Annotated in this window: 25 protein-coding genes; 12 read left to right on the top strand and 13 right to left on the bottom strand. The window is 61.9% G+C overall.

The genetic code is table 11. The annotated features are described in order from the left end of the window. Positions 1-48: 48 nt before the first annotated feature. The 3 genes from rpsP to ffh are packed head-to-tail and all read right to left on the bottom strand — an operon-like array spanning position 49 to position 2,392. Positions 49-420: a 30S ribosomal protein S16 gene (rpsP, locus tag RL_RS23435; RefSeq protein WP_003543667.1), complete on the bottom strand. Its 372-nt coding sequence runs from the start codon at positions 418-420 to the stop codon at positions 49-51. Positions 421-468: 48 nt separating this feature from the next. Next, positions 469-789: a chorismate mutase gene (locus RL_RS23430; protein ID WP_003543666.1), complete on the bottom strand. Its 321-nt coding sequence runs from the start codon at positions 787-789 to the stop codon at positions 469-471. 16 nt (positions 790-805) lie between these two features. Then, positions 806-2,392 (bottom strand): signal recognition particle protein, encoded by a 1,587-nt coding sequence (gene ffh, locus RL_RS23425; RefSeq protein ID WP_011653905.1) that lies wholly within the window; start codon positions 2,390-2,392, stop codon positions 806-808. Positions 2,393-2,894: 502 nt separating this feature from the next. Here ffh and RL_RS23420 point away from each other — a divergent pair. From RL_RS23420 to RL_RS23395, 6 genes are all read left to right on the top strand, one after another. Then, positions 2,895-3,119 carry a hypothetical protein gene (locus tag RL_RS23420; RefSeq protein WP_011653904.1) on the top strand — a complete coding sequence of 75 codons (225 nt, stop codon included), beginning with the start codon at positions 2,895-2,897 and terminating at the stop codon, positions 3,117-3,119. A gap of 118 nt (positions 3,120-3,237) precedes the next feature. Continuing rightward, positions 3,238-4,143 carry a diaminopimelate epimerase gene (dapF, locus tag RL_RS23415; RefSeq protein WP_028742612.1) on the top strand — a complete coding sequence of 302 codons (906 nt, stop codon included), beginning with the start codon at positions 3,238-3,240 and terminating at the stop codon, positions 4,141-4,143. Beyond that, entirely contained in the window at positions 4,140-5,414 is a 1,275-nt protein-coding gene (mtaB, locus tag RL_RS23410) for a tRNA (N(6)-L-threonylcarbamoyladenosine(37)-C(2))-methylthiotransferase MtaB (RefSeq protein WP_011653902.1), read from the top strand. The genes dapF and mtaB overlap by 4 nt, the downstream gene beginning before the upstream one ends. A gap of 16 nt (positions 5,415-5,430) precedes the next feature. Then, a complete protein-coding gene (ftsY, locus tag RL_RS23405) occupies positions 5,431-7,026 on the top strand; it encodes a signal recognition particle-docking protein FtsY (RefSeq protein WP_011653901.1) in 1,596 nt (531 codons plus the stop codon). Between the two features lie 75 nt (positions 7,027-7,101). After that, a complete protein-coding gene (locus RL_RS23400) occupies positions 7,102-7,746 on the top strand; it encodes a septation protein A (RefSeq protein ID WP_011653900.1) in 645 nt (214 codons plus the stop codon). Continuing rightward, positions 7,743-8,330 carry a DUF2585 domain-containing protein gene (locus tag RL_RS23395; RefSeq protein ID WP_011653899.1) on the top strand — a complete coding sequence of 196 codons (588 nt, stop codon included), beginning with the start codon at positions 7,743-7,745 and terminating at the stop codon, positions 8,328-8,330. The genes RL_RS23400 and RL_RS23395 overlap by 4 nt, the downstream gene beginning before the upstream one ends. A gap of 27 nt (positions 8,331-8,357) precedes the next feature. Here RL_RS23395 and RL_RS23390 read toward each other — a convergent pair whose 3' ends face one another. Genes RL_RS23390 through ccmA form a run of 5 tightly spaced genes read right to left on the bottom strand, consistent with a single transcriptional unit; the run spans position 8,358 to position 11,316 of the window. Next, on the bottom strand, positions 8,358-8,966 hold the full coding sequence (locus tag RL_RS23390) for a DsbE family thiol:disulfide interchange protein (protein WP_011653898.1): 609 nt from the start codon (positions 8,964-8,966) through the stop codon (positions 8,358-8,360). Further along, positions 8,963-9,142, bottom strand: coding sequence for a heme exporter protein CcmD (ccmD, locus tag RL_RS23385; protein WP_024320429.1), 180 nt, complete (start codon positions 9,140-9,142; stop codon positions 8,963-8,965). The genes RL_RS23390 and ccmD overlap by 4 nt, the downstream gene beginning before the upstream one ends. Positions 9,143-9,146: 4 nt before the next feature. Then, positions 9,147-9,908: a heme ABC transporter permease gene (locus RL_RS23380; protein ID WP_011653897.1), complete on the bottom strand. Its 762-nt coding sequence runs from the start codon at positions 9,906-9,908 to the stop codon at positions 9,147-9,149. Positions 9,909-9,956: 48 nt separating this feature from the next. Continuing rightward, a complete protein-coding gene (ccmB, locus tag RL_RS23375) occupies positions 9,957-10,616 on the bottom strand; it encodes a heme exporter protein CcmB (RefSeq protein ID WP_011653896.1) in 660 nt (219 codons plus the stop codon). A 52-nt stretch (positions 10,617-10,668) separates the two neighbouring features. Then, positions 10,669-11,316 (bottom strand): heme ABC exporter ATP-binding protein CcmA, encoded by a 648-nt coding sequence (ccmA, locus tag RL_RS23370; protein ID WP_011653895.1) that lies wholly within the window; start codon positions 11,314-11,316, stop codon positions 10,669-10,671. Between the two features lie 262 nt (positions 11,317-11,578). Here ccmA and acnA point away from each other — a divergent pair, with 262 nt between their 5' ends. The 3 genes from acnA (at position 11,579) to RL_RS23355 (ending at position 16,017) form a co-directional block, all read left to right on the top strand. Beyond that, positions 11,579-14,269, top strand: a complete 2,691-nt coding sequence (gene acnA, locus RL_RS23365) for an aconitate hydratase AcnA (protein WP_011653894.1) — start codon at positions 11,579-11,581, stop codon at positions 14,267-14,269. Between the two features lie 234 nt (positions 14,270-14,503). Further along, entirely contained in the window at positions 14,504-15,244 is a 741-nt protein-coding gene (locus tag RL_RS23360) for a DUF1223 domain-containing protein (RefSeq protein ID WP_003543652.1), read from the top strand. 371 nt (positions 15,245-15,615) lie between these two features. Next, positions 15,616-16,017 carry a DUF2794 domain-containing protein gene (locus tag RL_RS23355; RefSeq protein WP_028742610.1) on the top strand — a complete coding sequence of 134 codons (402 nt, stop codon included), beginning with the start codon at positions 15,616-15,618 and terminating at the stop codon, positions 16,015-16,017. Positions 16,018-16,023: 6 nt separating this feature from the next. Here the strand turns inward: RL_RS23355 and RL_RS23350 are convergent, their stop codons facing one another. The 4 genes from RL_RS23350 to RL_RS23335 all read right to left on the bottom strand — a co-directional run bounded on the left by RL_RS23350 (position 16,024) and on the right by RL_RS23335 (position 20,849). Beyond that, positions 16,024-16,581 carry a GNAT family N-acetyltransferase gene (locus tag RL_RS23350; RefSeq protein WP_028742609.1) on the bottom strand — a complete coding sequence of 186 codons (558 nt, stop codon included), beginning with the start codon at positions 16,579-16,581 and terminating at the stop codon, positions 16,024-16,026. A 111-nt stretch (positions 16,582-16,692) separates the two neighbouring features. Further along, on the bottom strand, positions 16,693-17,421 hold the full coding sequence (locus tag RL_RS23345; RefSeq protein WP_011653891.1) for a Bax inhibitor-1/YccA family protein: 729 nt from the start codon (positions 17,419-17,421) through the stop codon (positions 16,693-16,695). Between the two features lie 180 nt (positions 17,422-17,601). Continuing rightward, positions 17,602-20,145 (bottom strand): ABC transporter permease, encoded by a 2,544-nt coding sequence (locus tag RL_RS23340; protein WP_011653890.1) that lies wholly within the window; start codon positions 20,143-20,145, stop codon positions 17,602-17,604. After that, positions 20,142-20,849 (bottom strand): ABC transporter ATP-binding protein, encoded by a 708-nt coding sequence (locus tag RL_RS23335; RefSeq protein ID WP_011653889.1) that lies wholly within the window; start codon positions 20,847-20,849, stop codon positions 20,142-20,144. The genes RL_RS23340 and RL_RS23335 overlap by 4 nt, the downstream gene beginning before the upstream one ends. Positions 20,850-20,921: 72 nt before the next feature. On the opposite strand from RL_RS23335, the gene RL_RS23330 reads away from it, so the two are divergent. Both RL_RS23330 and thpR read left to right on the top strand, forming a co-directional pair. Then, entirely contained in the window at positions 20,922-21,566 is a 645-nt protein-coding gene (locus RL_RS23330; protein WP_011653888.1) for an arylesterase, read from the top strand. Positions 21,567-21,634: 68 nt separating this feature from the next. Beyond that, a complete protein-coding gene (thpR, locus tag RL_RS23325) occupies positions 21,635-22,228 on the top strand; it encodes an RNA 2',3'-cyclic phosphodiesterase (protein ID WP_003543644.1) in 594 nt (197 codons plus the stop codon). Here thpR and RL_RS37845 read toward each other — a convergent pair. After that, positions 22,135-22,635: a low molecular weight protein-tyrosine-phosphatase gene (locus RL_RS37845; RefSeq protein WP_086935571.1), complete on the bottom strand. Its 501-nt coding sequence runs from the start codon at positions 22,633-22,635 to the stop codon at positions 22,135-22,137. The two genes, thpR and RL_RS37845, sit on opposite strands and share 94 nt — an antisense overlap. A gap of 33 nt (positions 22,636-22,668) precedes the next feature. Between RL_RS37845 and RL_RS23315 the strand changes: the two genes are divergently transcribed. Further along, the gene (locus RL_RS23315) at positions 22,669-22,974 is read left to right on the top strand and encodes a 4a-hydroxytetrahydrobiopterin dehydratase (RefSeq protein WP_003543642.1); all 306 of its coding nucleotides are present in this window, start codon (positions 22,669-22,671) and stop codon (positions 22,972-22,974) included. The last annotated feature ends 34 nt before the right edge of the window (positions 22,975-23,008 follow it).

Below are 23,008 nucleotides of genomic sequence, written 5' to 3'. Positions count from 1 at the left end.
AAACGGGCGGCATGTCGCCATGCCGCCCGCTCGAAGGGAATGTCGCGATTATTCCGCGGCGTCTGCTGCAGCAGCCGCGGCGTCGGCGACCTTCTGAGCCTTTTCGGCGGCGCGTTCCTGGGCGCGCTTGCCGGGCTTTGCCTTGACCGGGTTGTTCTTGACTTCGCGCTTGGCAACGCCTGCCTCATCGAGGAAGCGCAGAACGCGGTCGGTCGGCTGGGCGCCGTGTTCGATCCAGTGCTTGATGCGCTCGGCGTTCAGCTGAACGCGCTTCTCATCGTCCTTGGCAAGCATCGGGTTCCAGGAACCGAGGTTTTCGAGGAAGCGGCCGTCACGCGGGCTGCGCGCATCGGCGAGAACGACGTGGTAATACGGGCGCTTCTTGGAACCACCGCGGGCGAGACGAATTTTCAGTGCCATGTTCTTTACTCCTTGGGCTTTTCTTGACCGCTTTCTTGAGCGGTACGGTTATCGGGCTGCAGCGCTTTGTTCAGCGTGATCCGCAGCGATTTGCTCATGATGCCGGATGACTTCCTTGATGACGAAGTTCAGGAACTTCTCGGCGAAATCCGGATCCAGATTGGCGGCTTTCGCCAGCTGGCGAAGGCGTTCGATCTGGTATTCCTCGCGCGCCGGGTCGGCCGGCGGCAAATTGTATTTGGCCTTCAGCACGCCGACCTCTTTGGTGCAGCGGAAGCGTTCGGCCAGCATGTGCACGAGAGCGGCGTCGATATTGTCGATCGACTGACGATAGCTCGCGAGCTGGGCTTTGACGTTTGGATCAATCATGGGGCAAGCGATCCTTTCACTTCTTCTTCGGCAATCCGGGCAATCCCGGGAAACCACCGCCAAGGCCCGGCAGCTTGGCGCCGCCGAGGCCCGAAAGACCACCCGGCAGACCGCCGAGACCGGGCATACCCCCACCCGGTTTTCCAAGCCCCGCCGCTTCCGCCTGCTTCTGCAGGGCCTCAAGCTGCCGCGGATCGATATTCGAGAGATCGGGCATGCCGCCACCCATGCCGCCCATGCCGCCGCCGAGCCCCATCTTGCCGGCAAGGCCGCCCATCATCTGCTTCATCATGCCGCCTTTGCCCTTGCCGCCCATCATCTTCATCATGTCCGCCATCTGGCGGTGCATCTTCAGAAGCTTGTTTATGGCGGCGGCATCGGTGCCGGAGCCGGCGGCGATGCGCTTCTTGCGCGAATGCTTGAGCAGGTCGGGATTGGTGCGCTCGGCCTTGGTCATCGACTGGATGATGGCGATCTGGCGGCCGAAAAGCTTGTCGTCGAGGCCGGCTGCGGCCATCTTGTCCTTCATGCCGGCCATGCCGGGCATCATGCCCATGATACCGCCCATGCCGCCCATCTTCTGCATCTGGCGCAGCTGGTCGGCCAAATCGTCGAGGTCGAACTTGCCCTTGGCCATCTTGGCGGCCATGGCGGCTGCCTTCTCGGCGTCGATGTTTTCGGCCGCGCGCTCGACGAGCGAGACGATGTCGCCCATGCCGAGGATACGGTCGGCGATGCGGCGAGGATGGAATTCCTCCAGCTCGCTCATCTTCTCGCCGACGCCGATCAGCTTGATCGGCTTGCCGGTGACGGCGCGCATCGAAAGGGCGGCACCGCCGCGGCCATCGCCGTCCATGCGGGTCAGCACCAGACCGGTGATGCCGACGCGTTCGTCGAAATTTCGGGCGAGGTTGACGGCGTCCTGGCCGGTGAGGCTATCGGCGACCAGCAGAATTTCATGCGGGTTCGACCGCTTCTTGATGTCGGCCATCTCGACCATCAAGGGCTCGTCGATATGCGTGCGGCCGGCGGTATCGAGGATGACGACATCATGGCCGCCAAGCTTGGCTGCCTGCACGGCGCGGGCGGCGATATCCGTCGGCGACTGGCCCGATATGATCGGCAGCGTGTCGATATTGGCCTGCGCGCCAAGCTGGCGAAGCTGCTCCTGGGCTGCCGGACGGCGCGTGTCGAGCGATGCCATCAGCACCTTCTTCTTCTCGCGCGTCGACAGGCGATGGGCAATCTTCGCCGATGTCGTCGTCTTGCCGGAACCCTGCAGGCCGACCATCATGACGACGACGGGGGCCGGCGCATGCAGGTCGATGCCGACCCCTTCGCCGCCCAGCATCTCGATCAGTTCGTCATGCACGATCTTGACGACCATCTGGCCGGGCTTGATCGACTTCAGGATCTCGGCGCCGACGGCCTTTTCACGCACGCGGTCGGTGAAGGAACGCACGACGTCGAGCGCGACGTCGGCCTCCAGCAACGCACGGCGAACCTCGCGCAGCGCTGCGGAAACATCGGCTTCCGAAAGCGCGCCACGGCCTGTCAGTCCATTCAGAATGGATCCAAGACGGTCCTGGAGGTTTTCAAACATCGGCTCTTCCTTGATACGTTTCGGGCGGGTTCTTACCTGCCCGGAAACGTCGTGCTTTTCCTTGACGAAAACAAGACGCAAAGCCAAAAAGCACCCGAGGGCGCATCGCGCTGTCGGGTGTTGACCTCCGGGATCTCAGGTCCCGGTCGGCGGCTCGGAGTCGTGTGGCTCGTCGCGGATTGGGCGCGATAAACAGGAAAGCCGCGCGAAAGTCAAGGCAATGCGGACAAATGACCGCATGACCGACTTCTCAGAAGCCGTGTGACGAGCGAGCGGCGGCGTGTGCTGTCGTTTCATCCGGCGGTTGCAGCAAAAGTACATACTCAAACAAAGTGATGTATTGGCTTGCGCAATCCGCCAGCGTTTCAGGTTTTGCCGATAAATATTGCCACTCGGGCGGGCGAATTCGCTGTCAACGCCAGTTGCAAATTATTCTGCTTATGATTCTACTTTCTACTTAAGTGCGTCCTGTAAAATGATTCGTGAATATCCTTGATGCCGAATGAATCGGCGGAGATATCGAATGTTAAATCCTGATATTGAGAGCTGGGCGCTGGCGCGGGCCCATCATATTGTCCTGAACGAAGGCCTGAATCTTGCCAAGGCGGCACAGGATCTGGATCGCAAGCGGTCCCGCTCGCTGGTCTACGAGCTGAGAAAGGTCATCACCGCAGCTATTGTCGAAGCCCATGCTGCGTCCTTCGATCCCGACGGTCCGCAGCGGTAAAAGCCGAACTGCTGCCTCGAAGGGGTCAGCGGGCCGCAACGCCTGCCCGGCACTCACCCACTGGTAATTCCTTCGCATTTCCGCCATATACACCGGAAAGACAGACGGAATGATACCCATGAGCGCAACGGTCGAATTCGCGAGGATGAACGGGCTTGGCAACAAGATCCTGGTCGTCGACATGCGCGGCCGGTCGGACAAGGTGACGCCGGCGGCGGCGGTCGCGCTCAATGCCGATCCGCAGACTGAGTTCGATCAGATCATGGCGATCCATGATCCGAAGGCCGAAGGCACCGATGCCTTCATCGATATCCTGAATTCCGATGGCTCGAAGGCGCAGGCCTGCGGCAACGGCACGCGTTGCGTCGTGCAGGCGCTTGCCGCCGAGACCGGCAGGAAGGTCTTTACCTTCCAGACGGTCGCCGGCATCCTCAACGCCGTCGAGCACGAGGACGGGACGATCTCCGTCGATATGGGCCGGCCGGTGTTCGATTGGGACAGGATCCCGCTGGCGGAAGAATTCCACGACACCAGCCGTATCGAGTTGCAGATCGGCCCGATCGACAAGCCTGTGCTGCATTCGCCGTCGGCGATGTCGATGGGCAATCCGCATGCGATCTTCTGGGTGGACAGGGACGTGATGTCCTATGATCTCGCCCGCTTCGGACCGCTGCTCGAAAACCATCCGATGTTTCCCGAGCGCGCCAATATCACGCTGGCGCAAGTGACGTCGCCGACATCGGTGACGACGCGCACCTGGGAGCGCGGCGCGGGGCTGACGCTTGCCTGCGGCTCGGCTGCCTGTTCTGCTGCTGTCAGTGCTGCGCGCACCGGCCGCACCGGCCGCAAGGTGACGATCAATGTGGCAAGCGCCAAGCCGCCGGCCACGCTTTCCATCGAATGGCGCGAGCGCGACGATCACGTCATCATGACTGGCCCCGCCGAATGGGAATGGTCGGGCAGGGTCGATCCTTCGACCGGTCTCTGGTCGCGCGAGGGTACCCGAGAGGCGGAGGCGCAGTGAGCGGCATCGAGGTCATTACCTTCGGCTGCCGCCTCAACACATATGAATCCGAAGTGATGAAGGCGCAGGCTGAGAAGGCCGGGCTCAACAACGCCATCCTGGTCAACACCTGTGCGGTGACCGGTGAGGCCGTGCGCCAGGCCCGCCAGGCGATCCGCCGGGCGCGGCGCGACCATCCGCATGCCCGCATCATCGTTGCCGGCTGCGCCGCGCAGACGGAAAAGCAGACCTTCGCCGCGATGGCGGAGGTCGATGCCGTGCTCGGCAACGAGGAGAAGCTGACGAGCGCCTCCTATCGCAGCCTGCCGGATTTCGGCGTTTCGGCTGAAGAGAAGCTCCGGGTCAACGACATCATGAGCGTCAAGGCGACGGCGCCGCAGATGGTCAGGCACATCGACGGCCATGTGCGCGCGTTCATCCAGGTGCAGAATGGCTGCGACCATCGCTGCACTTTCTGCATCATTCCCTATGGCCGCGGCAATTCCCGCTCCGTACCGATGGGAGCCGTCGTCGATCAGGCCAGCAAGCTCGTCGACGGCGGTTATCGCGAGATCGTACTGACCGGCGTCGATGCCACCAGCTATGGCGGCGATCTGCCGGGCGCCCCGACGCTCGGGCTTTTGGCGAAGACTCTTCTGAAGCAGCTCCCCGATATCCGCCGCCTGCGGCTTTCCTCGATCGACAGCATCGAGGCCGATGCCCACCTGATGGATCTCATCGCCGACGAGCCACGTTTCATGCCGCATCTTCATCTGTCGCTGCAGCATGGCGACGACATGATCCTGAAGCGCATGAAGCGCCGGCATTTACGCGCCGATGCGTTGCGTTTCATCGAGGATGCGCGCCGCCTCCGCCCCGAGATGAGCTTCGGCGCCGATATGATTGCCGGCTTTCCCACAGAAACCGAAGAGATGTTCGAGAACGCCGTGAGGCTGGCCGAAGAAGCCGGTATCGCCCATCTGCATGTCTTCCCCTACAGTCCGCGTCCCGGCACGCCGGCCGCCCGCATGCCGCAGCTCGACCGGTCGCTGGTCAAGGATCGCGCCGCAAGGCTGCGCGCCGCTGGACATATGCTGCATCAATCCCATCTCGATCGGATGATCGGAACCCGGCAATGGCTGCTTGTCGAAAACAACGGCCTGGCGCATACGGAGAACTTCACGCTGGTCGCAGCCCCCGGCCTTCGTCCCGGCGAACTTGTGCCGGTCACGATCACCGGCCACAATGGCAAGCATCTCGACATGCAATTGACGGCCGCAGCAGCGGCCTGACTTTCACGGAATCCCCATGGCGCTCAGTTTCATCAAAAAGGTCTTCACCTTCGGCAAGCCGGCTGAAGAACCTGTGCCTGCGGCCGTGGAAAGGGAGCTGGAGCCGCGTTCGCGCGACGAAGACCTGCCGGTTGCCGACGATCCGGTGCTGGCCGAGGAAATGGATACGGCCGGCGGGCCGGCTGCCGATATTGACGACGGCGGCGGCGAAGCAGCGGTTGCTGAAGATGATGTCGAATCCTCAATCCTGCCCGCCGCCGACCAGCTGAGCGACATGGGTGTCGTGCCGCTCTCATTGCTGGAAGCCGAGGCAGCAGCGGAGGCGGAGGCTGAAATCCAGGCGGTCGCCGAACCCGTTGCGGAACAACCACCTTCTGTCCCTCTGGGACATCTCCCGCACGAGGCGGCAGATCCTGTGGAGACCGGAGCGCTAGAACAGCCGGCTGACCTCGAAGAGATCGTCGAAAAGCTTCCGGAAGAGGTTCCGGCTGAGCCGGAAGAGATTCCGACTGAGGATGATGCAGGGCTGGATTCGTCCTCCCAGCCAATCTCCCCACCTGTGGGGGAGATGCCCGGCAGGGCAGAGGGGGGTGGCCCCGAGGTAGAACCGGAGACCGGCTCTCCCATCCTCCCCAGAGGCTTTGCCACCGGCCCGAAGGTCGTCGAGCCGGAGCCCGTTGTTCTGCAGCCAAAACTCAGCTGGTTCCAGCGCCTGCGCAATGGCCTTGCACGCACCTCTTCGCAGCTGACCGGCCAGATCACAGCGCTCTTCACCAAGCGCAAGCTCGATGACGAGACGCTGCAGGATCTCGAGGACCTGCTGATCCAGGCCGATCTTGGTGTCGAGACCGCCATGCGCGTCACCGACACGCTTGCTTCCGAACGCTATGGCAAGGATGTCACCGGCGAGGATGTCAGCCGGATCATGGCGTCGGAAATCGCCAAGGTGCTGAAGCCGGTCGCCAGGCCGCTGCAGCTCGACCTCTCGCACAAGCCGCATGTCATCCTCGTCGTCGGCGTCAACGGTACCGGCAAGACCACGACGATCGGCAAGCTTGCGGCAAAGCTTTCCGGCGCCGGGCTGAAGGTGATGCTGGCTGCCGGCGATACGTTCCGTGCGGCGGCGATCGAGCAGCTGAAAATCTGGGCCGACCGGACGAAATCCGAATTCATCGGCACCAAGCTCGGCGCCGATGCCGCTGGCCTTGCCTATGATGCCTTCGAACAGGCAAAGGCGAAAAAATGCGACGTGCTGATCGTCGATACCGCCGGCCGCCTGCAGAACAAGGCAGAGCTGATGGCCGAGCTCGAGAAGATCGTGCGCGTGCTCGGCAAACTCGATCCCGATGCGCCGCATACCGTGCTGCAGACGCTCGATGCCACGACGGGGCAGAACGCGCTCAGCCAGGTCGAGATCTTCCGCAACGTCGCCGGCGTCAACGGGCTGATCATGACCAAGCTCGACGGCACGGCGCGCGGCGGCATTCTGGTCGCCATCTCCGCCAAGCACAAGCTGCCGGTCTATTTCATCGGCGTCGGCGAGGGCGTCGAGGATCTGGAGCCGTTCGAGGCCGAGGATTTTGCCCATGCCATTGCCGGACTTGGGCAATGATGCCACAGATATGCCGCCGAAAGCCTGCAGGGCACGGCCGGAAACAGTTTCCAGGAAAACAGGTTTGAAGAACGCATGAGCACCGAAAGCGATATCACCCCGTCTGCTGCCGACCGGCATCATCCGCTGCTGAAACTGGCGCTGGAACTCGGGCCGCTGATGATCTTTTTCTTCGCCAATCTGCGCGGCCAATGGCTGGTGGAGACGTTTCCCGCTCTTTCCGAATTGGGCGGACCGCTGTTCGTCGCGACCGGCCTCTTCATGGCTGCGACGATCATCTCGCTGATCGTTTCGAAGATCGTGCTCGGCCATCTGCCGATCATGCCTTTTGTATCCGGCATCGTCGTCGTCATCTTCGGCTCGCTGTCGATCTGGCTGCAGAACGAGACCTTCATCAAGATGAAGCCGACCATCGTCAACGCGCTCTTCGGGGTGGCACTGCTCGGCGGCTTGGCCTTCGGCAAGTCGCTGCTCGGCTATGTCTTCAACGCCGCCTTCCAGCTCGATGCCGAGGGCTGGCGCAAGCTCACCATCCGCTGGGGTATCTTCTTTCTCTTCCTTGCCGTGCTGAACGAAGTCGTCTGGCGCAATTTTTCCGACGGTACCTGGGTCGCCTTCAAAGTCTGGGGCACGATGCCGATCACCATCATCTTCACGCTGGCGCAGATGCCGCTGGTGCTGAAACATAGCATCAACCTGGAAACGGAAGGCGAGAAGTGAGCGCTGTCGACGTAGAATCTCGCGTAAGACACCAGAACTTCTGGTTTGTCGCCTGCTTTGCGGTCCTGGTCATTCAGATCGCCGTCGAATATATGATGGGCCGCGTGCCGATCTGCGCCTGCGGTTATGTCAAGCTGTGGGAGGGCGGGGTCAATACCAGCGGCAACTCGCAGCATCTGTCGGATTGGTATACGCCGTCACACATCATCCACGGCTTCCTGTTCTACGGGCTCGCGCATCTCATCCTGCGCCGCAAGCCGCTGGCGGCAAAGCTGCTGCTGGCGCTGGTGATCGAATCCGGCTGGGAGCTCCTCGAAAACTCCCCTCTCATTATCGACCGCTACCGCACGGCGACGATCGCGCTCGATTATTACGGCGACAGCATCCTGAATTCGGCGATGGACACTGTCTTCATGTGCGTCGGCTTCTTCTTTGCGCGGCGCGCACCGGTGGCGCTCACGGTTGCGATCGCCACCTTCTTCGAGATTTTCACCGGCTACATAATTCGCGACAACCTGACGCTCAATGTTGTGATGCTGATCTGGCCGGTGGAGGCGATCAAGGTCTGGCAGGGTGGGGTGTAGGGCTTCTTTGTCCTGATAGGCGCTTCATTAGGAAACCGGCTTCCCGAGCGCCTTTTCCATCGCAGGAAAAAGCCCTTCCTTCAGGCTGATATCGTCGAAGGGTCCGACGCGCTTGTAGAGGATCGTGCCGTCAGGCCCGACCAGATAGCTTTCCGGAATGCCGTAGACGCCCCAGTCGATCGCTGCCTTGCCGTTCGGATCGATGCCGATCGCCCGAAAAGGGTTGCCGAGCTCGCCGAGGAAACGCAGGGCGTTGTCGTTATGGTCCTTGTAATTGATGGCGACGATGTTCAGCCGTCCGTCTTTTGCCAGTTCTTTCAATATTGGATGTTCGTCCCGGCAGGGGAGGCACCATGAGGCGAAGACGTTGACGAGGGTCAGCTTGCCCTTGATTGCCGTATCGGTCAGCGCCGGCAGGTTGGCGCCGTCGAGCGGCGGCAGGTTCAGCGCCGGCGCCTTGGTGCCGATCAGGGCGGAGGGAATTTCGGCGATGTTCTTGCCATGGAAATCCTGGTCGTAGAGCATCTTTGCGGCCGTGGCCGCAATGCCGCCGAAGACGACGAGCGGCAGCAGCGCCAATGCGTAACGGCTCCGCCCGCGCGGCTTGGCGGCGGTGTTTTCCGGCGTGTCGTTCATTCGCCATCCCCCACACTGTTCTTGGGGCGCGCCGAACGGCGGCGGATGCCGGCAGCCTCAAGGGCGGCAAGTTCCCTGCGGCGGGCGCGGCCGTCGGCCCAGGTCCAGGCCGTGACGGCGATCGTCACCAGGGCTGCAAAGCCATAGGAAGCGTAGACGTAGAAGTCATGCGTCACGGCTCTATTCCTCCCGGCTCGCCATGCGGGCGGCAAGACGGCGCTGGGCGGCAATGCGGCGGCGCCAGATCTCGTTCCTCATCGCCATGATGTGCAGCGTGAAGAAGAGCAGGGTGAAGGCGATCGCCATGATGAAGAGCGGGCGCAGGAATTCCGGATCGATCGCCGGGCCGTCGAGGCGCAGCACGCTTGCCGATTGGTGCAGCGTGTTCCACCACTCGACCGAGAATTTGATGATCGGGATGTTGACGAAGCCGACGAGGATAAGCACGGCGCTGACGCGCGCGGCCTTCGACGGATCGTCGATGGCGCGGCCGAGCGCAATCAGCCCGAGATACATCAGGAAGAGAACGAAGACGGAGGTCAGCCGCGCATCCCAGACCCACCAGGTGCCCCACATCGGCTTGCCCCAGAGCGAACCGGTGACGAGGGCAAGCAGGGTAAAGGCGGCGCCGAGCGGGGCTGCGGCCTTGGCGGAAACATCGGCCAGGGGATGCCGCCAGACCAGCGTACCGATCGCCGAGAGGCTCATGATCGTGTAACACATCATCGAAAGCCAGGCCGAGGGCACGTGCACATACATGATGCGTACGGTCTCGCCCTGCTGGTAATCGCCTTCGGTGGCGAAGCTCAGATAGAGGCCGACCGCGAAACAGAGAGCGGTGATGCCGGCCAGCCACGGAATGGCGCGCGCCGCCAGCGCCAGAAACCGCGTCGGGTTGGCGAGGTCACTGAATTTGCTGATGGCAAGGCTCGTTTCGCTCATGATCGCTTCCTTACCTTGATCCGGCTTTTCCCGCAATCGAATGGCCCATCAATCCGCTGTGTTTCGCAGCGCCAGGGCGGCGGCTGCCGGGCCGATGACTGCGAAGAACAGTGTCAGCGCAAGGAGGATCAGGAAGGGCGGCAGGAAGGGGGCGGGATCCTCGACTGCAGCATAGGTGGCGCTGACGCCGAAGATCAGCACCGGAATGGTCAGCGGCAGCACGAGGATCGAGACCAGCAGGCCGCCGCGGGGCAGCGCCACGGCAACGGCAGCACCGACGGCGCCGATGAAGGTGATGGCGGGCGAGCCGACGAGCAGCGTCAGCATGGTCGCGCCGATTGCCGTCTCGTCCATGTTCATGAAGAGGCCGAGCAGCGGCGAGGCGATGACCAGCGGCAGGCTGGTGGCCGTCCAATGGGCGAAGCATTTGACCAGCACGGTGAGGACGAGCGGCGTTTCCTGCATCAGCATCAAGTCGAGCGATCCGTCGTCGCGCTCGGCCTGGAACAGGCGGTCGAGGCCGAGAAGGGCGGCAAGCAGCGCGCCGATCCAGACGATGGCAGGGCCGATGCGCGACAGCAGTTTGAGATCGGGACCGACGCCGAAGGGAATGACGGCGACGATGGTCAGGAAGAACAGCACGCCGATCAGCGCACCGCCGCCGGCGCGGATCGAGAGCTTCAGGTCGCGCAGGAAGAGGGCAGTCATACGCGGCGGCTCTCTTTATGTGCGGTGGACGGGGTAGCGACCTCGAGAAACATCAACCCCATACCCCATTATCCACGCCGGCAAAGCCCGTCATCTTCAATTCCTGCGAATTCCTCAGCCCCAACGGCTGATGCGTCGCCGCCAGCACGATGCCGCCCTTTTCCAGATGCGCTTCAATCAAATCGGCAAACAGCCGGTCGGCGCTGGCATCGAGTGCGGCGGTCGGTTCGTCGAGGATCCAGACGGGGCGGTGGGCGACCAACAGCTTGGCGAAGGCTATTCGGCGCTGCTGGCCGGCGGAGAGATAACCGAAGGGAAGGTGGGTGATGCCGGAAAGACCGACGGCGTCAGTGGCGTCCTCGACGGAAAGGGCGGCGGCGGAGCCTGTATTGCCGAGAAAGGCGCGCCAGAAATCGAGGTTTTCTGCAACCGTAAGTTCATTCTTCATCGCATTTCGGTGGCCAAGGTAGTGGCTGACTTCCCCAGCGTGCCTGCCTCCCGGGCTCTCTTCGTCGTGAAATATGACAGTGCCTTTTTCCGGCCTGAGGAGGCCGGCGACGACACGCAGCAAAGTGGACTTTCCCGATCCATTTTTTCCCGTGAGCACAAGCGCCTCGCCGGCTGCCAAGTGAAAGGAAATGTTAACGAAAATGAGATCCTCACCGCGCCTTGCAGCCAGAATTTCGGCGGTGAGATGCATGCGTCGGCTCTTTCTTGGTTTCGGCTCGCGGCGGGGTCAAAAAATGTCCGATTTTGACTGTGCTCGGGTATGGCAAGTTTTTAGGAAATTATCTATAAGACCTGCAACCACGCCAGCGGTCGGCGTGAATTTCATCCTTGCGCCGAACTTGGAGCGTCTGTTCCACGTGCGGACAGCGGAAATGGCCGTACCCGCATCCTGATGTGCATTAAGTGCATAGGCGTTCGCACGACTGTGTTGGCTATCAGAAACGGGGTATCTCGTGTCTAAATCTCTTGACAGTTTCAATTGTCGTTCCACGCTTTCCGTGAACGGGAAGGACTATGTCTATTACAGCCTGCCCAAGGCTGAGGCAAACGGTCTGGCCGGCGTGTCGAAGCTTCCCTATTCGATGAAGGTGCTGCTTGAAAACCTGCTGCGCTTCGAAGACGGCCAGTCGGTCACCAAGGAGCACATCCTGGCCGTTGCCGAATGGCTGAACAATAAGGGTGCGGTCGAAAACGAAATCGCCTATCGCCCGGCGCGCGTGCTGATGCAGGACTTCACCGGCGTTCCCGCCGTCGTCGATCTTGCCGCGATGCGCGACGCGATGGTGTCGCTCGGCGGCGATCCGGAGAAGATCAACCCGCTCGTTCCCGTCGATCTCGTCATCGACCACTCCGTCATCGTCGACGAATTCGGCACGCCGCAGGCTTTCGCCCGCAACGTCGAGCTGGAATACCAGCGCAATGGCGAGCGTTACCGTTTCCTGAAGTGGGGCCAGCAGGCCTTCAAGAATTTCCGCGTCGTGCCTCCCGGCACCGGCATCTGTCATCAGGTCAATCTCGAATATCTCGGCCAGACCGTCTGGACCAAGGAAGAGGACGGCGAGACGATCGCCTATCCCGATACCTGCGTCGGCACCGACAGCCACACGACGATGATCAACGGTCTCGGCGTTCTCGGCTGGGGTGTGGGCGGTATCGAAGCGGAAGCTGCGATGCTCGGCCAGCCGGTCTCGATGCTGCTGCCCGAAGTCATCGGCTTCAAGCTGACCGGCAAGCTCAAGGAAGGCGTCACGGCGACCGACCTCGTTCTCACCGTCGTGCAGATGCTGCGCAAGAAGGGCGTCGTTTCGAAGTTCGTCGAATTCTTCGGCCCCGGCATGGACAACATGCCGCTCGCCGACCGCGCGACGATCGGCAACATGGGCCCGGAATACGGCGCCACCTGCGGCTTCTTCCCGGTCGACGGCGAAACCATCAATTACCTCACCATGTCCGGCCGCACACATGACCGGATCGCCCTCGTCGAAGCCTATTCGAAGGCGCAAGGCATGTGGCGCGAAGGCGACGGCTCCGAGCTCGTCTTCACCGATACGCTGGAACTCGATCTTAGCGACGTCGTGCCGTCGATGGCCGGCCCGAAGCGTCCGGAAGGCCGCATTTCGCTCGAGAACATCGCGACCGGCTTCGCCGGCTCGATGGACACGGATTACAAGAAGCCCGGCCAGCTTTCGAACCGCTATGCCGTCGAAGGCACGGATTTCGATCTCGGCCATGGCGACGTGGCGATCGCGGCCATCACGTCGTGCACCAACACCTCCAACCCGTCAGTGTTGATCGCCGCCGGCCTTCTTGCCCGCAACGCCGTTGCCAAGGGCCTGAAGACGAAGCCGTGGGTGAAGACCTCGCTGGCACCTGGAAGCCAAGTCGTCGGCGAATATCTCGCCAAGTCGGGCCTGCAGGCCGATCTCGACAAGCTCGGCTTCAACCTCGTCGGCTTCGGCTGCACCACCTGCATCGGCAATTCCGGCCCATTGCCGGCGCCGATCTCGAAGACGATCAACGACAAGGGCCTTATCGTTTCCGGCGTTCTCTCCGGCAACCGTAACTTCGAAGGCCGCATCTCGCCCGACGTGCAGGCGAACTACCTTGCATCTCCGCCGCTCGTCGTCGCTTATGCGCTTGCCGGCACGGTGCAGATGGATCTGACCAAGGAGCCGATCGGCGAGGACCAGAGCGGCAATCCTGTTTATCTCAAGGACATCTGGCCGACCTCGAAGGAAGTCCAGGAATTCATCCTGAAATACGTGACCCGCGAGCTCTACGAAAGCAAATATGCCGATGTCTTCAAGGGCGACGTCAACTGGCAGGCCGTCCAGGTCCCGCCGGGCCAGACCTATGCCTGGGACGACAATTCGACCTATGTGCAGAACCCGCCCTACTTCGTCGGCATGGGCAAGAAGGGCACCGGCGTTTCCGACATCAAGGGCGCCCGCGTTCTCGGCCTGTTCGGCGACAAGATCACCACCGACCACATCTCGCCTGCCGGTTCGATCAAGGCGGCATCGCCGGCCGGTGCCTACCTCATCGGCCATGACGTCGCCGTTGCCGACTTCAACCAGTACGGCACGCGCCGCGGCAATCATGAAGTGATGATGCGCGGCACTTTCGCCAATATCCGCATCCGCAACCACATGCTCGGCCCGAACGGCAAGGAAGGTGGCTACACCATCCACTACCCGTCGAAGGAAGAGACCTCGATCTACGACGCGGCGATGCAGTACAAGCAGGAAGGCGTGCCGCTCGTCATCTTCGCCGGTGTCGAATACGGCAACGGCTCCTCGCGCGACTGGGCTGCCAAGGGCACCAACCTGCTCGGCGTCAAGGCGGTGGTCGCCCAGTCCTTCGAGCGCATCCATCGCTCGAACCTGGTCGGCATGGGCATCATCCCCTTCGTCTTCGAAGAGGGCACGACCTGGCAGAGCCTCGGCCTCAAGGGCGACGAACTCGTCACAATCGAAGGTCTGGAAAAGATCAAGCCGCGCGAGAAGAAGATCGCCAGGATCACCTATGGCGACGGCACCGTGAAGGAGGTTCCGCTGCTGTCGCGCGTCGATACGCTCGACGAGGTGGTCTACCTCAACAATGGCGGCATCCTGCAGACGGTTCTGCGCGATCTCGCTGCCTGATTTTTAAGAGACTTAGCTGATAATGGCCGCCGGAGAGCAGTTTCCGGCGGCTTTTCTTTGCGGCGACAGTATTTTAACGGGGCTCACGATGATTTGTTTTACGCAAGTTCCCGTCGAGCTACGTCTCACCCGTTCGTGACTTTTCGTTTGGACCCGGAAGGATTATTCGTACGTTCATATGTCAGGGCCCCTGGTTCAAACATGCCGTCGGCGCTGAAAAAGAGGTGCAGGTGAATGTCCCCCCGTTTTTTGATTCCGCTGATCGCCGGCGTTGTTCTCTCAGGCCCGCTGCAGGCCGAAGACGGCACGCCGAAAGGTGTCGTCGAACTCTTCACGTCGCAGGGCTGCTCTTCCTGTCCTCCCGCTGATGCCGCTTTCCGCAAGCTGGTGAACCAGGGCGATGTCATCGCGCTCGCCTATCATGTCGATTACTGGAACTATCTCGGCTGGGCCGATACGCTGAGCTCCAAGGAAAACACCGAGCGGCAGTATGGCTATGCCAAGACGATGGGCCGCAGCAACGTCTACACGCCGCAGGCCATCGTCAATGGACGCGACCATCTGGCCGGCGCCGATCTGAATGGCATCAACAGCAAGATCGACACCTATAGCAGCGAAGGCAACGGGCTGACCGTTCCGATCAGTGCCGCGATGCGCGGCGACGAACTGGAGATCAAGATCGGCGCGGGACAGGGCAAAGCCAATGTCGTGATGGTCTACTTCGATAAGGAAAAGACGATCGACGTCGAAAAAGGCGAGAACAGCGGCCAGAAGATCTCCTATCTGCACAGCGTCACCAATGTCGAAACCGTCGGCATGTGGGACGGCAAGGCGACCAGTCTGACGCTGCCGGCCAGCGTCCTGCAGCGGCCGCAGCTCGAGGGCTGCGCCATCCTGCTACAATCGGCGACCGCAGACGGCGATCCGGCTGCGATCCTTGGCGCGACCGTGGTGATGGCTGGCAAAAATATCTGAGATTCCATCCGGCTCCGGATGAAGTGCTGGGGCGGCCCGGCCGAGCGTATTCGGGGCTGGGGTTAAGGTCGATACGCTCCGCCGGGCCCTTTGGCGCGCTGGCGCCAAACTGGAATTCATAAATCTCCTGCAAATGAGGCGCTGTTTTGACTGAAATGCGGCGCTGCGGAGAAAGCGTTGACCTGTCCAGTGCATCATGCTTTCCGCAAATCGAACCCAACTTTCGCAAGGCATGATGCGCTGACTCAAAGTGCTACAGCGTCCTTGCGCGAGAGACGTGCGGCGGAATGTGACGGCTGGCACTCTTGCAATTTGCGGCGGCTCGGGCAAACTGTCACCCTCCTGTCACATGTGGAGGCCTTGTGAGACTGATGACAGATCAGCCGGATTTGCGACACGGCGAAAGCCGTTCTGTCGACCACAGTTCCTCAGTCGTCGTCGATCTCAGGGAATACAAGCAAAGCAAGGACCCGCTTCCGGTGACCTTTCACCGGCGTGAACTGGACGCGATCCTCTGGATCTACGGCCGTATGGTCGGTGACGGTGAATGGCGCGACTACGCCATCGATCACCTGAAGGACAGGGCGGTCTTTTCCGTCTTCAAGCGTTCCGGCGAAATTCCGCTCTTCCGCATCGAGAAAAACCCGAAGCTCGCCGCCAAGCAGGGCGCCTATTCCGTGATCAGCGTCAACGGCACGATCCTGAAGCGCGGTCACGAGCTGAACCAGGTGCTGAAGGTCTTCGACAAGGCCCTGAAGCTCGTCGACAAGTAAGCCATATCAGCCGTTAAACAGCGTGCCGGGATAGGTCGACGGGTCCGGATCTGTGCTCATACCCTCACCGAGGGCGCGCTGCATGAACATCGTATCCAGCCAGCGGCCGTGCTTGTAGCCGGTGCCCTTCATCAGACCAACCTCCTCGAAGCCAGCCGTGCGATGGAGCGCGATCGATGCGGGACTGGCGCCACCGATGACGGCCGCCATCTGACGAAAGCCGAGGGTGGTGCAGCGGATGATCAGTTCGGCGAGCAGCGCCTTGCCGATGCCGCGGCCGCGGGCTTGCGGCGCCAGATAAATCGAATCCTCGACCAGCCAGCGATAGGCAGGACGCGTGCGGAAGGCCGAGGCATAGGCGTAGCCGAGAAGCGTCCCGTCCGCGCCGATGGCTGCAATATAGGGATACTGCTGGCCGACGATCGCCGAAAAACGCAGTGCCATCTCGGCCTCGGAGGGCGGGACGATCTCATAGCTCGCGACGCCGTTCAGGACCGATTCGCGATAGATATCGGCAATGGCGGGAATATCGGCGTTCGAAGCATCGCGCAGGAGGAAGGACATTTCAGCAGCATATCCATAAGGGCGGCAAGGGCTTTCTAAAACCATTCCGTGATAGCCTACGCAACAAAAAAAGGCGGCCGAAGCCGCCTTTTCGATCCCAGTCTGCCCTGCTTATTTACGGTTGCCCATGAACTGCAGCAGGAACATGAAGAGGTTGATGAAGTCGAGATAGAGCGTCAGCGCACCCATGATCGCCTTGCGGCCGGCGACGGCGACGTCATCGGCTTCCAGGTACAATTCCTTGATCCGCTGCGTATCGTAGGCGGTGAGGCCTGCGAAGATCAGCACGCCGAGCACCGAGATCGCGAACTGCACGGCAGACGACGCCAGGAAGATGTTGACCAGCGACGCGATGATCAGGCCGAACAGACCCATCATCAGGAACGAGCCCATCGCCGACAGGTTACGCTTCGTCGTGTAGCCGTAGAGCGACAGCGCGCCGAAGGAGGCAGCGGTGACGAAGAAGGTCTGAACGACGCTCTGACCCGTGTAGATCAGGAAGATCGATGAGAGCGACAGGCCGACGAGCGCGGCGTAGACCGCAAAGGTCGTCTGGGCGGCGGCTACCGTCATCGTATTGATCCGGAAGCTCAGGAAGAACACCAGAGCCAGCGGTGCCAGAATGACCACCCACTTCAGCGGGCTCACATAGATCGCCTGACCGAAAGCGGTCAGCTCGCCATTGGCGAAGGCGAATTGGAACGACAGATATGCGGCCACACCGGTGATCGCCAGACCCAGCGCCATCAGGTTGTAGACCTTGAGCATATAAGCGCGCAGGCCTTGATCAATCATCTCGCCGGTCTGAGCGCGGCTTTGATAGTTACGAAGATCAGCCATAGTTTCCTCTTACAAGCTCCGATGGAAATACGGTGTCGGGGTTTTCGACCCGGGCGCCGCTGCGGAGCTCCAGCATGCCTGCGGATAATATGAGGCTTTCGCCCTTTGCAAACAAGAGGCTTGCAAAGGCTCGGTCGGTTAAATCGCCGTAAGGTGAAGGGTTTGGGTGCCGCTGCCCGGTCAAAGCTCGCGCAAGACGGGGGCCGCCTTCTGTCCGAGGATGCGCCAGGTGCCGATAAGGCCGATGCCGACGGTGAGGACGAGTGCTGTGACGAGCGTCAGTCCGGCGACGTCGGGCAGAAAGGTCGAGGGCAGACGCATGATACGGGCGACGATGAACCAGGCGGCGACGCTGCCGGCGATCAGCGCGAAGATTGCGGTCGCGAGGCCGAGGATCAGATATTCGTAGCTGAAGGCGCGGATGAGCATCGCGCGCGTGGCGCCGAGCGTCTTCAGCACCACCGCGTCGTGGGTGCGCGCCCGGTTTCCGGCGGCAAGCGCGCCGGCAAGGACGAGGATCGAGGCGATCAGGGCAACCGAGGCTGCGGCGCGGATCGCGGTCGCCAGCTGTGCGACCAGCTGGTTGACGATATCGATCGCGTCCTTGACGCGCACACTTGTTATCGTCGGATAGGTGTTGGTGACGGATTTCAGGATCGCCGCATCTTCGGCCGGTGTCGAGGAGGGATCGGTCAGCGTCGCCAGCCACGCATGCGGGGCGCCGCGGAAGGTATTCGGGGAGAAGACCATGACGAAATTGATCGACAGCGATTCCCACTCGACGCGGCGCAGATTGGCGATCTTCGCCGTGATGTTGCGGCCGAGCACGTTGACGGTCACCTTATCGCCGAGCTTGAGGCCAAGTTCATGCGCCTCTTCCGAGGAGAAGGAGACGAGCGGCTCGCCGCTGTAATCCTTGTCCCACCATTTGCCTTCGGTGAGGGCGGCGTTGTCAGGCAGAGTTTCGGCATAGGTGATGCCGCGATCGCCGTTCAGCACCCAGCGGCCGGCGGCCGGCACGTTCATCTTGGCGACGTCCTCGCCGTTGAAGGCGATGATCCGGCCGCGCAGCATCGGCACTTCGACGAGCTTGCCCTGCGGCGCTTGGCCCTGGACGAGATCGCGGAAGGCGCCGACCTCGGCGCTCTGGATATCGACGAAGAAGAAGTTCGGCGCACCCTCGTTCATGCGGCCGGTCAGCTGCTGGCGCAGGTTCCCGTCGATCAGGGTCAGCGTCACCAGCAATGCCAGGCCAAGGCCGAGCGAGAGCACGACCGAGGGCGTCAGTGCGCCGGGGCGGTGGATGTTGCCGATCGCAAGCCGCAGTGCCGGCGAATTGACGCGGGGGCTGCGGCGCGCGAGCCAGGCGATCAGCGCGGCGACCAGGCGCAGGACGACGAAGGCGAAGACGATCGCGCCGACGAAGACGACGGCGATGAAGCGGTCATAGGCGGTAAGAATGGCAAGCCCGGCAAGGGCGGCCATGAACAGGGCGGCAAGCAGGATGTAGGGCCAGGAGGGCAGGTGGCGGGCCTCGAAGCCTTGCTCGCGGAACAGTGCGGTCGCCGGCACTTCGCGAGCGTGGCCGAGCGGCAGGATGGCGAAGGCGAGCGTCGTCAGGATGCCGAAGAGCGTCGCCAGCAGCAGGGCGCCGGGATAGAGGGTCGGCGCGGTCGAGACCGGCAGGAATTGCGCCAGGAACTGCGCGGCAAGCATCGGCGACAGGGCGCCGATGACGAGGCCGATCAGGATGCCGCCGAGAGCGATGATGGCGATCTGGAACAGATAGATCAGAACGACGACCTGCGCCGGGGCGCCGAGACATTTGAAGGTGGCGATGGTGGTGCGTTTGGAATCGAGGAAGGCACGCACGGCATTGGCGACGCCGACGCCACCGACGATCAGCGCCGTGAGGCCGACCAGCGTCAGGAACTGCGAGAAGCGGGTGATGTTTTCGGTGAGCGAGGGCGCGGCGCGGTCGCTGGTGCGGATCGCCCAGCCGGCGGAGGGAAACTCCTTGGAGGCGCGCGCCTGGATGCCCGACATCGCGCCCTTGTCGTCCAGCCGGATCTTATAGGCATGTTCGACCAGGCTTCCGGTCTGGATCAGTCCGGAGGCTTGGAGCGCCTGGCGGCTGACGAGCAGACGCGGCGCAAAGCCAAAACCTTCCGACAGTGCATCCGGCTCGGTTTTCACCGTGCCGGTGATGCTGAGCTTGACGTTGCCGAGCAGCAATTCGTCGCCGACCGCAAGCCCCAGCCGATCGAGAAGCAGTGGCGCTGCGACCGCGCCATAGGTGCCGCTTTGGCCCGAAAGCAGTGCTGCAAGCGGATAGTCCGGCTCGGCCACGAACTTGCCGTAGAGTGGGTAGGCGTCGTCGACGGCCTTGACCTCGACCAGCGCCTGATCGGAACCGTCGGGCTTGCGGGCCATCGAGCGCAGGCCTGTCGACACCGAAACGGTGCCGAGGCCTTCGAGGAAACCAATTTCCTGAGGCGTGGCTTCGCGGTTGTTGAGCTCGAAGCGGACGTCGCCGGCCAGCAGTTCCTGCCCCTGCGAGGCGATCGTGTCGGTGATCGACTGCGACACGGAGTTGACGGCGGCAATCGCGCCGGTGCCGAGCGCGATGCAGGCAAGGAAAATGTAGAAGCCGCGGATGCCGCCGCGCAGCTCGCGCAGCGCCAGGCGAAAAGCGAGCGAGACGCGTGGCGTGATGATCCTCATGCGATCGCCGCTTCAGTGCGGCGGGCGGCGCTGTCGCCTTCGATCCGGCCGGAGCGGACGCGAATCTGGCGCGAGCAGCGGTTTGCGAGCGAGACGTCGTGGGTGACGAGAAGCAGGGTCGTGCCGCGTTCGGCCTGCTTGGAGAACAGAAGGTCGGCGATCTGGCGGCCGGTCTCGGTATCGAGATTACCGGTCGGCTCGTCGGCGATCAGCAGGGCGGGCGAGGGGGCGAGCGCCCTGGCAATCGCCACGCGCTGCTGTTCGCCGCCGGAAAGCTGGCCGGGATAGTGGTTCAGCCGTTCGCCGAGGCCGACCGACTTCAGCTCGCGATGAGCGATCTCGAAGGCGTTGCCGACATTGGCGAGCTCGAGCGGCACGGCGACGTTTTCCAGCGCCGTCATGTTGGCGATCAGGTGGAAGGACTGGAAGACGATGCCGATGTTGCGGCCGCGGAAATCGGCGACCTGGTCCTCGCTGAGGCTATGGAGCGGCGTATCGTTGATGTTGATCTCGCCGCTATCGAGCTTCTCCAGCCCGGCAAGCACCATCAGCAGGGTTGATTTTCCGGAACCGGAAGGGCCGACGATGCCGACGGATTCGCCGGCCGCGATATCGAGATCGATGCCCTTCAGCACATGGACGGAGGCGGCTGCACTGCCAAGGGTCAGATCGGCGCCCTTCAACTCGATAATGGTTTTTGCCAACAGAAATCGCCCTATATAAGTCGGTAATCGAAAGGCCGCATAACGGCACCTCGCCAATCTAGGGAAACCAGGATGAGATTTAAAGTTGCCGCCCTTCAATTCACCGTCATCGCCGTCTCGCTGATCTTTGCTACTGCAGCCGATGCCCGGACGATCAATCTCGTCGGTTTTGGGGATAGTTTGATGGCGGGTTATCAGTTGCCGCCCGGCGACGGCTTTCCGGAAAAGCTTCAGGCGGCCCTGAAGGCGAAGGGGCTCGATGTCACCATCGCCAATGCCGGGGTTTCCGGAGACACGACGACAGGCGGTCTTGCGCGCATCGACTGGTCGGTACCCGACGGCACCGATGGGGTCATTCTCGAGCTTGGCGCCAATGATGCGCTGCGGGGCATCCCGCCGGAAGAGAGCGAGAAGAATCTCGACCAGATGATAACCCGGCTAAAGGAGCGCGGAATTGCCGTGCTGCTCGCCGGCATGATGGCGCCGCCGAACATGGGGGCGGATTATGCCGCACGATTCAACCCGATCTACCAGAAGCTCTCGGAAAAACATGGGCTTCCCCTCTACGCCTTTTTCCTCGACGGCGTCGCGCTGGAGGCGGGGTTGAAGCTCGAGGACGGCATGCATCCAAATGCGAGAGGTGTCGACGTCATGGTCGAAAAGATGGAGCCTGCTGTCACAAATTTCGTCGAAGCGATTTCTTCTGTGAAGAATTAGGGGCTTGCGCGGTTGTTGATTGCATGATTCCGTGTGAGCACCTGCAAAAGATTCGGGGAGTGCTCGTGATGCCGAGACTGTTTACCGCCCTCGAAATTCCGCGCAATGCGGCGATGAGTCTTTCATTGCTGCGCGGTGGCCTCCCCGGAGCACGATGGATCGATGTGGAGAATTACCACATCACCCTGCGCTTCATCGGTGATGTCGATGGCCGGACGGCCGATGAAATCGTTGAACGCCTCGACCGGATCGACCGGCCGGAATTCCAGTTCCGGCTGGAAGGCATCGGTTCCTTCGGATCGAAGAAGCCGCATTCGGTCTGGGCCGGCGTCTCGCAATCGCCTGAGATGTATGCGCTGCAGGGCGAGATCGAGCGCATCTGCCAGCGCATCGGCCTGCCGCCGGATCCCCGCAAATTCATGCCGCATGTGACGCTGGCGCGGCTCAAATCCTCGCGGCTCGACGATGTCGTGCAATATCTGGCGGGGCGCGGCAACTTCCATACCGCAACCTTCACCGCGCCGCGCTTCGTGCTGCTTTCGTCGCGCGAATCGGTCGGCGGCGGGCCTTACCTCACCGAGGAAGTGTTCCCGCTGCATGAGGCACGCTCGACGCCCAGCGTTTCGAGCAGCCTGCAGCAGCCGGTCAAGAGCCTGGTGTAGACCAGCTCGAAACCATCAGGGCCGCCATAATAGGGATCGGTGATATCCTCTCCGGTTCCCAGCGCAGCATCACCGAAAAGATGGATATTCGCCCCATGCGGCGCGCTCTTTTCGAGCGCCGCCAGGTTGTCGCGGTCCATGGCGAGAATCAGATCGAAATCCCTAAAGTCCCTCGGCCGTATTCGGCGAGCGCGCTGTCCCGATATGTCGATGCTGTGGCTTTTCGCGGTGGCGATCGAACGCCGGTCGGGCGGCTCACCTTCATGCCAGCCGCCAGTGCCGGCGGAATCGATCATAAAACCGCCAGTCAAGCCTGCCTCGGCGACGAGATGGCCAAAAATTCCCTCCGCGAGCGGAGAACGGCATATATTGCCCATGCAAACGAAGAGGATGCTGATGCGTTTCATCGGTGACCTGTCGACAGAGAAGAGGAGCATGGCATGAAAATGGAAAGACTGGAACGGACGGCGGTTGAGGCGCAACTGACCGAGCTTTCGGGCTGGGCGCTCAATGATGCGGGTTCGTCGATATCGAAGACGTTCAAGTTCGCAAATTTCGTTGAGGCTTTCGGCTTCATGACGCAGGCAGCGCTTGCGGCCGAGAAGCTCAACCACCATCCCGAATGGTTCAACGTCTATTCCAGGGTGGATGTGACGCTGAACACGCATGATGCCGGCGGGCTGACGGAACTGGATTTTAAGCTCGCCAAGGCAATGGAGAAGGCTGCGGCACGCGGTGTTGTTTGAAAGCGGGGCCGATTGAAAAAGACTGGGCGCCATC

The organism is Rhizobium johnstonii 3841, from assembly GCF_000009265.1.
Taxonomy (GTDB): Bacteria; Pseudomonadota; Alphaproteobacteria; order Rhizobiales; family Rhizobiaceae; genus Rhizobium; species Rhizobium acaciae.
Note: the sequence above shows the minus strand (reverse complement) of the source record. Positions and strands in the feature narration are given on the sequence as shown.

Excerpts from the sequence above, each read along its gene's own strand:
- rpsP (WP_003543667.1), bottom strand. The coding sequence starts at position 420 with ATGGCACTGAAAATTCGTCTCGCCCGCGGTGGTTCCAAGAAGCGCCCG.
- RL_RS23430 (WP_003543666.1), bottom strand. The coding sequence starts at position 789 with ATGATTGATCCAAACGTCAAAGCCCAGCTCGCGAGCTATCGTCAGTCG.
- ffh (WP_011653905.1), bottom strand. The coding sequence starts at position 2,392 with ATGTTTGAAAACCTCCAGGACCGTCTTGGATCCATTCTGAATGGACTG.
- RL_RS23420 (WP_011653904.1), top strand. The coding sequence starts at position 2,895 with ATGAATCGGCGGAGATATCGAATGTTAAATCCTGATATTGAGAGCTGG.
- dapF (WP_028742612.1), top strand. The coding sequence starts at position 3,238 with ATGAGCGCAACGGTCGAATTCGCGAGGATGAACGGGCTTGGCAACAAG.
- ftsY (WP_011653901.1), top strand. The coding sequence starts at position 5,431 with ATGGCGCTCAGTTTCATCAAAAAGGTCTTCACCTTCGGCAAGCCGGCT.
- RL_RS23400 (WP_011653900.1), top strand. The coding sequence starts at position 7,102 with ATGAGCACCGAAAGCGATATCACCCCGTCTGCTGCCGACCGGCATCAT.
- RL_RS23390 (WP_011653898.1), bottom strand. The coding sequence starts at position 8,966 with ATGAACGACACGCCGGAAAACACCGCCGCCAAGCCGCGCGGGCGGAGC.
- RL_RS23380 (WP_011653897.1), bottom strand. The coding sequence starts at position 9,908 with ATGAGCGAAACGAGCCTTGCCATCAGCAAATTCAGTGACCTCGCCAAC.
- ccmB (WP_011653896.1), bottom strand. The coding sequence starts at position 10,616 with ATGACTGCCCTCTTCCTGCGCGACCTGAAGCTCTCGATCCGCGCCGGC.
- ccmA (WP_011653895.1), bottom strand. The coding sequence starts at position 11,316 with ATGCATCTCACCGCCGAAATTCTGGCTGCAAGGCGCGGTGAGGATCTC.
- RL_RS23360 (WP_003543652.1), top strand. The coding sequence starts at position 14,504 with ATGTCCCCCCGTTTTTTGATTCCGCTGATCGCCGGCGTTGTTCTCTCA.
- RL_RS23355 (WP_028742610.1), top strand. The coding sequence starts at position 15,616 with ATGACAGATCAGCCGGATTTGCGACACGGCGAAAGCCGTTCTGTCGAC.
- RL_RS23350 (WP_028742609.1), bottom strand. The coding sequence starts at position 16,581 with ATGTCCTTCCTCCTGCGCGATGCTTCGAACGCCGATATTCCCGCCATT.
- RL_RS23345 (WP_011653891.1), bottom strand. The coding sequence starts at position 17,421 with ATGGCTGATCTTCGTAACTATCAAAGCCGCGCTCAGACCGGCGAGATG.
- RL_RS23340 (WP_011653890.1), bottom strand. The coding sequence starts at position 20,145 with ATGAGGATCATCACGCCACGCGTCTCGCTCGCTTTTCGCCTGGCGCTG.
- RL_RS23330 (WP_011653888.1), top strand. The coding sequence starts at position 20,922 with ATGAGATTTAAAGTTGCCGCCCTTCAATTCACCGTCATCGCCGTCTCG.
- thpR (WP_003543644.1), top strand. The coding sequence starts at position 21,635 with ATGCCGAGACTGTTTACCGCCCTCGAAATTCCGCGCAATGCGGCGATG.
- RL_RS37845 (WP_086935571.1), bottom strand. The coding sequence starts at position 22,635 with ATGAAACGCATCAGCATCCTCTTCGTTTGCATGGGCAATATATGCCGT.
- RL_RS23315 (WP_003543642.1), top strand. The coding sequence starts at position 22,669 with ATGAAAATGGAAAGACTGGAACGGACGGCGGTTGAGGCGCAACTGACC.